The sequence below is a fragment of the Streptomyces sp. NPDC001902 genome (assembly GCF_042891295.1).
Classification (GTDB): Bacteria; Actinomycetota; Actinomycetes; order Streptomycetales; family Streptomycetaceae; genus Actinacidiphila.
Genome location: NZ_JBIATA010000035.1, coordinates 1 through 12,639 on the forward strand (window position 1 = coordinate 1; position 12,639 = coordinate 12,639).

Sequence of the window (12,639 nt, forward strand, 5' to 3'; positions counted from 1 at the left end):
ATCCACACCAGGCCAGAAGGCCCTCACCCATTTCAAGATCCCTCAACCGAGACCTACATCACCCGTCCACAACCTCCCCGGACAGAACACCTAGGGCGCGCTGGACCGCCCTTTCCTGCCGCCTGCCCTGCGCTCCGCGCACCCCTCGGGCGCTGGGCGCCCTCGGTGGGCAGTTGCCCTTGGTAGGCAGCCCCCCTCCGCTGTGGGCGAGGCCGGCAGACGGTCGAGGGCAATAGTTTCGCCATAAGGGGGCTTACGGCGGGGCAAAGGAGCCGGGGTACTTCCGGAAGCGACCTTCCAGACATTTGGCACGGCGGATCCGCGCGTTCCGTCGATACCCGCCAGGCGCCGGACCCGAACCCTGGTCGGGTCCCACTATCCAGACAGGGCTCGGGCGCTAGCCCTGCACCAACCTTCATGATCAATTCCGGGCCGCAGTTCCGCAGTACCCAAAAGGTTATCCCCGTAATCACAACATCCTCCGCCCAGTTGCAGCACCACAGGTCAGAGCGTCACGGAGTCGGGTATCAAGCTCCCCTGCCGCACACCACACCAGGTCAGACGTCAGACCAGGGCTACATATACGTAACTCAAATACCCAAGGTCAGCGCATCGAGCATGTCGTAACTAGAGAGAAAGTCGACAGCCGGCACCGCCTACCAGGCGCATCTGGCGCTGGCCGAGCTTCCGCCCGCCCGGGCCGTGGACACCTCGGACGTGCTGGCGCAGCTGGAGGGCTTGGACTTCCCCGTGGACTTCACCGTCGACCTGCAGATCGTGCCTGCGGACCGGGCGAAGCAGCAGGTGCAGCGCAAGAAGCGGGAGCTGCTGGACCAGGCCGAGCAGTACGGCGCCCAGCCCACCGGCATGCCGCACTCGCTGCCCCACGCCGCCGGTGACCTGGCAGAGGAAGACGCCCGGCTGTCGCGCAGCAGTGTCGAGGTCGAAGTCCAGTCCGTCACGGTGCTGACCGTGTGGGGCGAGGACCCCGGGCTGTGCGACGCCCGGGCGCGGGCCCTGGCCGCGGTGCTGTCCGGGGCGGACTACCGGGCGATCCGCCCGCACGGCATGCAGGAGCATCTGTTCGCCCTCGGCCTGCCGGGAGCGGTGCGGCCGCCGGTGGTGAGGGAGTTCACCCAGCACCAGCTCTCCCAGGACTGGGCCGCTTCCGGCGCGTTCACCTCCATGTACGTGGGCGACCCCACGGGTCTGATGGTCGGTGTGGATCTGGACTGCGGCACCATCCGCCCGGTCCTGCTCAACATCGCTGACGCCCCGCAGCGCAACGCGTCCGCTTCGGTCGGGATCGTCGGCGACCTTGGCGCCGGTAAGAGCGTGGTGGAGAAGCTGCTGACCTGCTCGGTGGTGGATCGTGGCGGGCGGGCGATCGTCATCGACCGCACCCCGGTCAAGGAGTGGGCCGGCTTCGGCCGCTCCGCCGCCGGAGACCGCTGCCAAGTCATCGACGCCGCGAAGGCCGAGCTGTCGATCGACCCGCTGCGGGTGTTCGGCGGCCGGACCGGCGCCCACTACGCCCTGTCCTACCTCACGCTGCAGCTCGGCGTGGGACCGATGAGCGCCGCTGGCGCGGTCCTCCATCACGCAGTCGAGCACGCGGCCGCGGCCCAGAAGCCGTCCATGGCCCACGTCCTGGAGGCGTTGAACGCGCTTGCCGCCGACGACCAGGTGCCCGGCACCCGGCGGGATGCGGCCGCGACCATGGCCGACCTGGTCAGCATCGTCGCCGCGAACCCGCTCGCCGCGATGGTGTTCGACCCGGACTTGCCGCCGGTCTCCCTCGAGGGCGACCTCGGCGCCGACATGGTGGTGGTGACCACGGCCGGGCTCACGCTGCCGCCGAAGGAGGCCTTCGGGAACATCGACGTGCTGCGTCAGCAGCCGCTGGAGGCGCTGATCGGCCGGGCGGTGCTGTACCTGATCGCGGCGCTTGCACGGCAGGCCGCGTTCACCGACCCGGGCCGGTTCTGCGCGATCGCGCTGGACGAGTGCTACTGGCTCACCTCGAGCGCGGAAGGCTCCGCACTGGTGTCGGAGATCCTCCACGACGGCCGCAAGCACGCCGCCGGCGTCGTCCTCGGCGCCCACGACGTCGACGAACTCGGCCCCGACGCGGGTCTGCTGGCCTACAAGCTGCTGGCCCGCACCAGCGACCACGCCCGCGCGGCCAAGGGTCTCGCCTTCCTCGGCCTCGACGGTGAGTCCGAGGATCTGGTGCGGCTGGTCACCACTGGCCTGTCGCCGGTCGGCCAAGCTGGCCGGGAAGGCGAGATGCTGCTGCGTGACCCGCGCATGCAGGTCGGCCGGATCAAGGTCCACGTGCCGCCCGTGCCCAGGATCCAGCAGGCCATCTTCACCACCCCCGGCGCGGACCGCGCGCCGGCGGCCGCCGGGAGCTCCCGGTGAAGCGCGACTGCAGCCAGAGGCGGCTGCTGCTGGCAGGGACGACCGTGCTGGTCATCATCGCGTGCACGGTCGCAGCGTGGGTGCTACCCCGCCCGACCGCGGCCGCGATCCCCGAGCCCGTCGCGGTGGGGCAGAACGTCACCGTCACCGCCTCGGCCCGGGAAGTCGGTGACGGCCCGTGCGATCTGATCGCCGGGCCAGCCCGCACGTACTGCGGGCCTCAGCCCTCTTCGTCGATCGCCATCTCCAAGAGCAGGTCGGGCCAGAGGCTGTGGCTGGTGGGGTTCTCCACTGCGGCAATCGCGGCCGCGGTCGGGCTCGCGATCACGTCCGGACACCGCAGGGGGCAGCGATGAGGCGTTTCGATCGCGGCACTCTGCGCTCCGCCGGATTCGTCGCGCTGCTCGTGGTGGTGTTCCTGACGGTGAACACATCCGTTGCCGCGGCCGCCGACCACGCGGCCTCCGCTGGCGGGGGCCTGTTGGCGCCGCTGAACGTCACCACGTCCGAGGGCGCTCCCTTGAACGGGTATGAGCTGCGGGCCGACGGCGGCGACATCACAGACGTCACCCGCCAGTTCCAGACCTTCATCCTGGGTGGTCTGTTCTCCCTGGTGCGACTCCTGGTCGGGCTGGCGTGCTGGCTGATCGGGTTCGCGTTCGAATTTCCGCTGCTGACCGCCATGCTCCGCCCGGCCCAGGCGCTCTCCGACGCCTACGCCACCCACGTGGTCGGCGCGATCGGCCTGGAAGGTGTGTTGCTGGCGTGGGCGTTCGTGTTCGGTCTGATCCTGGTCGCCCGCGGCAAGGTCGGCCGCGGTGTGGGAGAGATCTTCCTGACGCTGCTGATCGCGGCACTGGCCGCCTCAGCGTTCGTCCGGCCAGACTACCTGCTCGCCAAGAACGGGCCACTGGACCAAACCCACCAGGCCGCCGTCGAACTCGCGGCCATCACCAGCTACTCCTACTTCGGCGCCACCCCCGCCAACGGCCCGGCCAGCCCGGCCTGTGACCGCGTCGACCGCCCCGCACCGGCCATCTGCACCAGCCCGGCGGTGGGCGGCGGGACCGACGTGGCGAAGTCCGTGCAGGACGCCCTGACCAACGCGCTGGTCGTCAAGCCGTTCCAGTTGCTGCAGTACGGGCGGCTGCTGGACGACGGCAAGCCGGAGAACCGGGCCGCCTACGCCGCGCACCTGAAGATGGTCAAAAGCGCCGACGAGACCAAGAAGGACGACAGCAGTCCGTGCGACTCGATTCCCGGGCCGGCGAAGGACTACTGCAACGGCACCGCCACCTCACCGCTGGATCAGAGCCCCGAGGACGCAAAGTTCAGCGCGCTGCTGGACGACCTGGACAACGCCGGCGACGTCGGGAAGGAGGCCGCCGACTACGCCCGGACCCCGTCGTGGGACCGGATCGGCGGGGTCCTGCTGCTGGGCATCGCCGCCGTGGTCATCGCGGCGATGGCCGTGTCGCTCGCCCTGATCCTGCTGGGCACCCAGGCCGCCGACGTCGCCGCGGCCGCCGTCGGCGGGATCACGTTCATCTGGGGCATGCTGCCCGGCCCGTCCCGCATGGCCGTGTGGCGGTGGCTCGGCACGTTCCTTGCGTCGGTGATGGTCATGTTCAGCACCGCCATGGTCATCCCGATGTTCGGCATCGGCGTCGACGCGCTCCTCACCTCCAGCAACGGCAACCTCATGGTGGAGCGGCTGCTGCTCTTGGACGCCTTCGCGATTGCCGCTCTGGCGTTCCACCGGCGGCTGATGGCCGCCACCGTCCAGTTCGGGCAGCGTCTCGCGCTGCGGATGCGGTACGCCAAGGTCGGTGGCACCCACCTGCCCGGCGACAACAGCGAGCTCGGCGCTGCGATCGGCGCCCACCTGTCGGGCTCCGGTGGGGGCGGGCTCGGGATGGGGCTGGGCGGGTTCTCCGCCGCACACGGCGCGCTGCTGCTCCGGCAACGCTTCCTCAGCAATGCCCTGGCAATGACCGACGGAACGGGGATGCCGGCCGACACCGGCCGACTGGCCACCGACGCACTGGCAGAGGCGCGTCGGGGCCTTGCCCCGCTGGGCATGGCCATCACCTCCGCCACCCTCGGAGCGCGTGGGATGCGCGGGGCGTTGCGTGGCGCCTACGCCACGCTGGTCGGCCGGCGCCCCGACGACGAGACGCTGGAGCGGATGCGTCGTCCCGTCGGCCCCGGCGAGCAGGACGGCGAGGGCAACACGGTCACACCGGGCGAGGCGCCGGTCGTCGACCGCAACGGGGTCCTGCTTCACGACCCGGACACCCAGCGCACGCTGCTGAGCACCCGCTTCCACAACCGGGCCGTGCGTCTCCGCGGCTACCGCACGCCCGGCACACGGCCCGGTTCGCCTACGGCGCCACGCTCGGCCTGCCCCGCCGCGCGGCAGCCGGCCGGCAGCACATCACCGACTTCACTGAGGACGCCTGGCACCAGCTGCAGGTCACCCGGGGACGCGTTCATGACGATACCCACGCCTGGGGCCAGGCCGGACGCGGCATCCAGCGGGGCACCGCCCACGTCGGACAGCGCCTGGCCACCGCGATCGACGTTCACGACCCGGCAATGCGCACCCGCGCGTTCGTCCGCGACACCGCCGTCGGCAGTTGGCTGCTCGGCGCCTCCAGCACCCCGCCCTCCGGCCGCCCGGACCCGTCGACCGCGCCGGAGAACCCGACTACCCGCGATCGGCGGCGGGTGTTCGACATGCTCATGGAGGCTCAGCGCACGGACTGGCAGTGGGACCGCGACCACGGCGGTGAGTCGTGAAGGCGATACGCCGGGGGGTCTGGCTGGTGGCGCTGATGGTGGCGGCCGCGGTGTGCTGCGCGGGCCCGCTCGGCGCGATCCTGGTTGCTGGGATCAGTCAGACCGCGGTGAGCAGCGGTCTGGCGGCGGTGACGGGGATACCGGCCCGGATGCTGACCGCCATCACGCACGGCGCCCAAGCGGTGCACGAGAGCTCGCCCGGGTGCCGGGGGATGCGGTGGCAGGTCCTGGCCGGCATCGCGAGCATCGAGTCGAACAACGCCGCCGGGCACACGATCGGCTCGAGCGGGGACATCACCCCGCGCATCCTCGGGCCGCGGCTGGACGGTTCCGGGGCGGGAGGCAACACCACGGCGATCCCGGACACCGACGACGGCCGCTGGGACGGCGACCGGCAGTTCGACCGGGCTGTCGGGCCGTTCCAGTTCCTGCCGGCCACCTTCGCCGCGATCGGCCGGGACGGCAACGGCGATGGGCGCGTCGACCCGCATAACGCCGACGACGCCGCCCTGGCCGCCGCCAGGTACCTGTGCGGGGACGGACGCGACCTCACGGACGAGGACCAGTTGCGCGCCGCGGTGTATGCCTACAACCACTCCACCGCCTACGTCACCGACGTCCTCAACGCGATCCATCGCTACGACACCACCGGAACCACCACCGGTGGGGGCGCGGCCACCGGTGACGCCCGAACCGTCATCGCTGCCGCTCTCGCTCAGCAGGGCGTGCGGTACTCGTGGGGCGGCGGCAACGCGACCGGCCCTTCACCGGGGATCTGCTGCTCGCCCGGGCAGCACCAGGACGGCAGCAAGGTCACGGGCTTCGACTGCTCCGGACTCACGCTGTATGCGTACGCGCAGGTCGGGGTGAGCCTGCCGCGCCTCGCGGAGGATCAGGCCGCGGTCGGCCGCCGTATCCCCGCCTCCGCCGGATACGGCGCGCTGCGGCCGGGTGACCTGGTCTTCTACGGCCCCAATCCGAACAGCAACGCCGGAATCCACCACGTCGGGATCTACCTCGGTAACGGCCAGATGATCAACGCTCCGAAGCCTGGCACCCGCGTGCGCATCGACCCGCTGACTGCCCTGCCCGACTATGCCGGAGGAGCGCGAATCCTATGAGCACCCGTCAGTCGTCCCGGCTTTCCGGACCCGCGCTGACTGCCGTCGCGGCCGTGCTGGCCATCGCGGGCGCCGGACTGCTGGCCGTCTCCGCGTCAGCGGGCTCGGGCCACCACGCAGCGGCCTCCCGAACAGTGGCCGCTGAGCCGCCGGCCGTCACCCTGAGCCCCGCGATGTCCACGCCGCCACTATCGGCGGCGCGCCCTACGAGGCCGCCGCGCTCTGGAGACGCCACGGCGACCAGACCGCCCGCCGTCAGGACGCGGGCGCCCGCCACCGGCGGCGCGCTTCCGCCGCCCGGCGCCGGACCGGAGGCCGACCCGCTCGTACAAAGGGCCATGGACCGGGCGGCGGCCGGGGACTTGGCCCCGGCAACGGCCCGGCACCTGGTCGCCCTTGCCAAGGCGGTCTGGACCGCGGACGTCACCGGCGCCGGTCGTGACCGATGGCCGGGCTACTTCACCGATCCCGCGCCGTCGGCTGCCTACACCCGGTTCCGGATTCAGGCCGCCGCGGCTGGTCGCGACCCCGGGCACTCCAAGGCCGTGATGGTGCGGCTGGTGTGGGCGGGCGCCGACCCGGCCGGGACGTTCCTGGACGGCCGCACGGCCACCATCCGACTGATCAAGGAGGGACAGACATGGACCCCCGTACGGTGATCCTCGCCAGCAGCCCGCTGTGGAACGGCACCACCGATCTACTGCTCTGGGCTTGGCAGGTGCTGCTGTGGGTGCTGGCCAACGCGTTGTGGCTGAGCCTGGTCGCCGCGTTCTGCTGGGTGGCCTGGGATGTCGTGCGGCGCTACTTGGCCACGCGCGCTCTCAAGGAGCGTGCCTACGTCGAGCTGGTGCCCGGCGGGCAATTCGAGACGTCCGAGGAAGAGATCCTGCGGTTCGGTGCCCAGCTGATCCGGGCCGCCTCGGCGGGCAAATGGTGGGTACCGCGCGACGCCCGCACGGTGCGGATCCGGCTGCGCGCCGACGGCACCCGCCCCCTGACGTATCGGGTGGAGGCGCCGGCGTCGGCCGCACATCTGCTGCAGCAGACCCCCTACGCTCGGGTCCGCAGCGAGCCCGCACGGCCGATCGTCTACAAGAAGCGCGAGCACACGGTCCGTGCCGTCTTCGCTCTCCACGGCACGGCCGCGTCCCGGCTGCGGGAGGTTCCGCTCGAGCCGGACCCGCTGCAGCCGCTGATCGACGCCGTCGCCGACCTGCGCGCCGACCTCGGCGACCTCGCCGAGGTCTGCCTGGACATCTCCCCCGCGGCCAAGTGGCACCTGAAAAGCCGCCGGCAGCAGGTCGTCCACGCCTCCCGGCAACGCGCCCGGCAGGAAGCCCGTCGCGAGGCGCAGTGGATGGCGCAGGACGCCGCGACGTTGGAGGACTCGTGGGGCTGGCAGCTCACGCAGCTGCTGACGCCGCCGGAACAGCGCACCAGCCGGCGTCGGCTGATGATGTCGCCCAGGCCGCCGCGCATCGACCGGGAGAAGGCCCTGGGCAAGCTGATGGAGGACACCGGCCTGGTCCGTGTGCAGCTGCTCGTGCGGTGCGCATCGGACCAGATCGGGCGGGCGGAGCGGCGGCTGCGGCACATCGAAGCCGCGCTGGACGTGTACGCGGCCCGCACGCGGTTGTCGTCGGTGGGCTGGTCGTGGGGCCCGCTGCGGTTCGGGCCGGACCGGTGGCCGTGGCGGCCGCGGTTCGACGAGCGGTGGGCCAGCGGCCGCATCCACCCGCGCCGGGACTCCTGGGCGCGGATCGAAGAGGTCGCCGGGCTGCTCAAGCCGCCGACGATGCATGCGCGGCTGCCGCTGCTCGCAGGCGACATCCCCAGCTACGAACCGAAGAAGGACCTGCTGCCGCAGGGCTGGTACCGCAGCGCCGACGGCACCGAGCGGCTGCTGGCCACCCGGGAAGCGGACACCCTGTTCGAGGTGCAGGTCGGCAAGGCCGGCTGGGGCAAGACCACCCGCGCCCTGGTGCAGGCTGTCGCTGTCGCCCACAACCAGGGCGGGCTGGCGTTCATCGACCCGCACCGCGACTCGTGGGCGACCGTCGCCCCGTACCTGGCCCACAAGGGCATCATGAACCGGGCGTGGCTGTTCGACCTGACCGTCCGCAAGCCCACCGACCGGCTCGCCTGCTGGAACCCGCTCAGCATGACCTCGGGTGCGGCGCCGCACGAGGTGACGGCCGCGGTCGTCGACGCTTTCGCGACCTCGCTCGGGTGGGGGGATGCCAACGCGCCGCGTGCCATCACGATCCTGACCAAGGCCGTGGAGGCGCTGGTCGCCGTCAACGTCCAAGCGGTGGCGGCCGGGAAGGCGGATTGCCAGGCCACGATCTTCCAGCTCCGGGCCCTGCTCACGGACAAGATGTTCCGGGCCTTTGCGGTCAACCGGCTCGACAAGGAGGCACAGCGGTGGTGGGCCACCTCGTTCCCCGCGATCCCCGCCGATGCCCTGCCCACCGTCCTCAACCCGATCGACCGGCTCGCCGCGTCCCCGGTCATCAAGGCCTTCCTCGGCTCCCCGACAGGCAGCTACGACATGCGGTACGCCATGGACCGATCGAAGGTCGTGTGGATCTGCCCGGCCGGCACCGGCCCTACCGACCGCTTGCTCACCTCCATGATCGTCCGCGACATGCTCCGGGCCGGGTTGTCCCGTCGCGATGTCCCGGAGCGGGACCGCAAGGCGTTCCGGCTGTATCTGGACGAGCTGATCTCCCTGGACGGGGCCGCCTCGAGTTCGCTGGCTGAGATCACCGAGCAGCTCCGGAAGTTCGGGGTGCGGATGCACGGCATGACGCAGCTGCTGCACCGCATCAGCCCCGAGGTACGGACCGCGCTGCTGCAGAACGCGTCATCGCTGTCGACCACGGCCGGATCGGTGGAGGCCGTCCGGTACATCACCGACGAGTGGGGTGAGCAGGTCAGTCCAGCTGACGCAGCCGAGCTCGGCCGCTACCAGCACTTCGCGTCCTTCACCGTCGGTGGCAAGCGCGTCGGGCCGCTGCGGATCCGAGGCCCGGAGCTCAACGACGTGTTCCGGGACCTGTACCGGCCCGGTAAGCGCGGCTCACTACTCCGTGCCGCCCACGACAACACCGACGCCAAACCGTTGTCGGAACTCACCGCCGTGGCCTCCACCCACGAAATCTCCGTCCTGGCGTTCCTCACCAGACAGGGACCCGGAAGCGGCGGTCCCGTTTCCGGAAGCCAGGGCCCCGATGACCCAAGTCCTGGCCCCTCCTCAAAGCCGACCGCCCTCACCCAGCAGGAGCTGTTCGCATGAGCACAGAAACCGACTTCGACGCCTTCGCCACAGCAGCAACCGACGACGACGCCGAGTCAGACAGCCAGCCCAGTACGGAAGACTCCTACTCGCACCAAGTCCTCGCACTGATCGCGCAGCACCGGTTGGCCACGACTCCGCAGGTGCATCAGCTCATCGCCCCCGACCGCAGGCGCCAGATCACCTCCGTCGTTCTGAACGCGCTGCGCGAGGACAGATTGCTCTCATACACCGTCCTGCCCGCCAGCAACCGCACCAGGGCGTGGTACCTCACTCCTCAGGGAGCCCGCGTCGTCGCGAGCTGGCCCGAGCTGCGCGGCCGCCCCGTCCAGGCGCCCTCCGGGGGGACCGATGCCGGCCTGCGTGCCGCCCACACGCTCACCGTGCTGCGAGCGCACCTGGCGTTCCTGCACGATGCCCGGGCACGCGGCGATGAGTACGGGCCGCTCGACTGGGTGCCCGAGGTCGCGCACCGCCTGCCGGACACTGGCAGTGAGGACCGGCTGATCGCCGATGCCGTAATTCACTACACCGCCGTCACCCCGCGCAGGCTGCAGTTCCGGGCGTTCGTCGAGGTCGACCGGGCGACCATGAGCAGCGAGCGCCTGTCGAGAAAGCTGATCTCGTACGCGAGATTCCACGAGTACGTGCCGCAGCCCCTGGGCCGTCGGGGCACTGTCGCGGACCAGGACGCGATGCTGGCCTGACAGCGGTTCTACCCGCGCTTCCCTCGGGTGCTGTTCGTCCTGACCGGCGCCGGGCCGGATGCGCTGCAGCGCCGTATCAACGACCTGCGGGCCATGGTGGCCGGGCACCCACTCGTGACTCAGCTGGCGGGGAAGGTCCAACTGGGTGCGGCAGTGCTCGAGGACCTAGAGCGATATGGCGCATCGGGTCCCGTGTGGAGCCCACTGTCCAGCACGGACGACCAGCGCCGCTCGTGGATGGAGTTGTAGACGCCGATGAAGAAGCTGCGCAGCCGGCCGCCGCGGTTCGTGGCGCTGGACAACAGGGCCGTCGACGACGTGCGGCTGAGCGTCTTGGACGTCGGGCTGCTCGCGGTGGCGCTGCGCTGTCCGGACGGGGCGGACTTCACCGTCGCCTCGCTGGCGGGTAAGCGCAGGCCTGGCCGTGAGGCGCTGACCAAGGCGATTCGGAACCTGGTGGCCTGCGGCTACATCGTCAAGCTGAAGGTCCAGGCGGCCAGCGGAACGTGGCGCACCGAGTTCTCCGTGGCCGACCTGCCCTTCAGCCGCGATGACGTCGATGGCCTGCTCGCCGAAGTCCCGGACGCGCGGGCAGTGCGGGTGGAGCCCGTGTGGCTCGACCCTCGCGGCGCCACGGCGCAGTCGCCGGGAGATCAAGGAGGGGACGGGTCGGCCGCTGCAGGCCGAAGCCGAGTCACGGGATCCCGTCACTCGGTGGTGACCAGCCGAAACGACGAAGATCAGCAGGTGGGACCGAGTGACGGCTTTCCGACGGTCGGTGATCCGACGGTCGGCGACCCGTCGGTTAAAGAACTAAGACTTCATGAAACGGAAGGGACTTCTCTCTCTCCTCTCGATCGGATGGCACCGCAGCGGCGGTGCCCGAGAGAGAGACCGCGAGCCTGCCAGAAGGTCGCGCGCTCACGGCAGTGCCCGCTCCGCCCTCACCGGCCCGCGAAGTGGAGGGCGCGGACGAACGAACCAAGGCGCCGGCAACCGGGCCGGTTGCGGTGAACCCCCAGGCGGCCGGAGACCGCGTTGCCGAGGCGTGGGCAGAAGCTAGGCGCCGCAGAGGGCACCAGGTTCCGGTGCTGGGGCACAAGCGGGTAGCCCGCGTCGCCGCACGGCTCGCGGCGGCCGGCACCGCGGAGGAGATTCTGGCGCAGGCCGCGGTCGACATGGCGCGGGAACCCGCGTGGCTGGGCCTGAAACGGCACTTGAAGCACTGGTCACCACCTGCGGCGCCTGCCGGACCGGTGACGTACTGCGCGAGCTGTGACTACGGCTGACGGCCGGGCCCGCAAGTGCCCCTGCCGGACCGGCGGAACGCCATGACCGGGCCCCGATTTCACTCACCGAATGCGGGAAGCAACGGCACAGGTAGACCCCGCGGCTGCCGCACGTCGGAAGGGGGGGGAGGCGATCCGCGCCCGGGGGCTGCGGGTCCGGTCCGCTGACCTGGACTGTGACGGGAGCGGGGCAAGCCCGTCAACACCCCGCTGCGGCAGGGCGCGCCTTCGACCGCCGGTACCAACGACAACGGGAGTCGCCCGCCGGTGGCGGTCTTCTCAAGGCCTACAATCAGAGAAACGACGATGGAAGCCCCCGCACATGACAACGGCGCCGCCCAGGCGTCCGGTTTGCCAGGAGGCGGGGCTCCATGAGGCCGTGGGCACCGGTAGCGCTTCACCGTCATGGTCCGGTGCTGCGGGAAGGTCGCCGGGGACGCAGTCGACGCTGGCCCCGCGCGAGTAGCAAAACTACTGCTTTCCGGAATAGAACGTGACTACGGGCCCATCCGGGGAATCCACAACTTTGACATCGAATGACCTGTCAGGGAAGTCGGCAGTCAAAGTAGCACGCCATGCTTTCGCGGCACATTCGGCAATGAAATCCAGGGCCCTCCGATCTTCATCGACATCCCTTGATTCAACGATTGCCCAAACATGCAACCGGTTGAGCGTTGCCTCGATCTTCCGCGCCTCCCCCGATAGCCGTTGACGCCAAACAGCATAGTTCGATTCCTCATAGGCGCGCTCCCAGAGGACGCAGTCGTCAACTTCGACAAACCTAGGGAAAAGAATGTCCGAAAATGCCAGCAGGACGGCGATATCGCCATTGCCTTTTACGTAGTCGACGTAATCAACGGAGCCTCCAAAATCCTCCACCCATGACTTGATTCTTGAATACTCTACCGAATAGGTCACCGAATGCTCCGTTTGCAATTTCCGCGAAACAGTGAATGGCCACTCACGAAGTGCGAGTGAGCGCCTCAGGCGCCCGCCAG

Annotated in this window: 10 protein-coding genes; 9 read left to right on the forward strand and 1 reads right to left on the reverse strand. The window is 70.3% G+C overall.

All coding sequences use genetic code 11. The features are described from left to right. Nucleotides 1-702 precede the first annotated feature (702 nt). The 9 genes from ACFYYN_RS37815 to ACFYYN_RS37855 all read left to right on the forward strand — a co-directional run bounded on the left by ACFYYN_RS37815 (nt 703) and on the right by ACFYYN_RS37855 (nt 11,641). Nucleotides 703-2,424: an ATP-binding protein gene (locus ACFYYN_RS37815; protein WP_500549352.1), complete on the forward strand. Its 1,722-nt coding sequence runs from the start codon at nt 703-705 to the stop codon at nt 2,422-2,424. Further along, nucleotides 2,421-2,780 (forward strand): hypothetical protein, encoded by a 360-nt coding sequence (locus ACFYYN_RS37820; protein WP_500549353.1) that lies wholly within the window; start codon nt 2,421-2,423, stop codon nt 2,778-2,780. The genes ACFYYN_RS37815 and ACFYYN_RS37820 overlap by 4 nt, the downstream gene beginning before the upstream one ends. After that, nucleotides 2,777-5,719, forward strand: a complete 2,943-nt coding sequence (locus ACFYYN_RS37825) for a hypothetical protein (protein ID WP_500549354.1) — start codon at nt 2,777-2,779, stop codon at nt 5,717-5,719. The genes ACFYYN_RS37820 and ACFYYN_RS37825 overlap by 4 nt, the downstream gene beginning before the upstream one ends. Further along, on the forward strand, nt 5,676-6,347 hold the full coding sequence (locus ACFYYN_RS37830; protein ID WP_500549426.1) for a C40 family peptidase: 672 nt from the start codon (nt 5,676-5,678) through the stop codon (nt 6,345-6,347). Before ACFYYN_RS37825 ends, ACFYYN_RS37830 begins: the two co-directional genes overlap by 44 nt. After that, entirely contained in the window at nt 6,344-7,006 is a 663-nt protein-coding gene (locus ACFYYN_RS37835; protein WP_500549355.1) for a hypothetical protein, read from the forward strand. Before ACFYYN_RS37830 ends, ACFYYN_RS37835 begins: the two co-directional genes overlap by 4 nt. After that, nucleotides 6,988-9,645 carry a type IV secretory system conjugative DNA transfer family protein gene (locus ACFYYN_RS37840; protein ID WP_500549356.1) on the forward strand — a complete coding sequence of 886 codons (2,658 nt, stop codon included), beginning with the start codon at nt 6,988-6,990 and terminating at the stop codon, nt 9,643-9,645. Before ACFYYN_RS37835 ends, ACFYYN_RS37840 begins: the two co-directional genes overlap by 19 nt. Beyond that, nucleotides 9,642-10,352: a replication-relaxation family protein gene (locus tag ACFYYN_RS37845; protein ID WP_500549357.1), complete on the forward strand. Its 711-nt coding sequence runs from the start codon at nt 9,642-9,644 to the stop codon at nt 10,350-10,352. The genes ACFYYN_RS37840 and ACFYYN_RS37845 overlap by 4 nt, the downstream gene beginning before the upstream one ends. A gap of 255 nt (nt 10,353-10,607) precedes the next feature. Next, nucleotides 10,608-11,366, forward strand: coding sequence for a hypothetical protein (locus ACFYYN_RS37850; protein ID WP_500549358.1), 759 nt, complete (start codon nt 10,608-10,610; stop codon nt 11,364-11,366). Nucleotides 11,367-11,440: 74 nt separating this feature from the next. After that, nucleotides 11,441-11,641 (forward strand): hypothetical protein, encoded by a 201-nt coding sequence (locus tag ACFYYN_RS37855; protein ID WP_500549359.1) that lies wholly within the window; start codon nt 11,441-11,443, stop codon nt 11,639-11,641. Nucleotides 11,642-12,112: 471 nt separating this feature from the next. On the opposite strand, the gene ACFYYN_RS37860 is transcribed toward ACFYYN_RS37855, so the two are convergent. Next, nucleotides 12,113-12,559: a hypothetical protein gene (locus ACFYYN_RS37860; RefSeq protein WP_500549360.1), complete on the reverse strand. Its 447-nt coding sequence runs from the start codon at nt 12,557-12,559 to the stop codon at nt 12,113-12,115. Nucleotides 12,560-12,639: the final 80 nt, after the last annotated feature.

Coding starts and splice junctions, on each gene's coding strand:
- ACFYYN_RS37850 (WP_500549358.1), top strand. CDS start 10,608: ATGAAGAAGCTGCGCAGCCGGCCGCCGCGGTTCGTGGCGCTGGACAAC.
- ACFYYN_RS37845 (WP_500549357.1), top strand. CDS start 9,642: ATGAGCACAGAAACCGACTTCGACGCCTTCGCCACAGCAGCAACCGAC.
- ACFYYN_RS37835 (WP_500549355.1), top strand. CDS start 6,344: ATGAGCACCCGTCAGTCGTCCCGGCTTTCCGGACCCGCGCTGACTGCC.
- ACFYYN_RS37825 (WP_500549354.1), top strand. CDS start 2,777: ATGAGGCGTTTCGATCGCGGCACTCTGCGCTCCGCCGGATTCGTCGCG.
- ACFYYN_RS37840 (WP_500549356.1), top strand. CDS start 6,988: ATGGACCCCCGTACGGTGATCCTCGCCAGCAGCCCGCTGTGGAACGGC.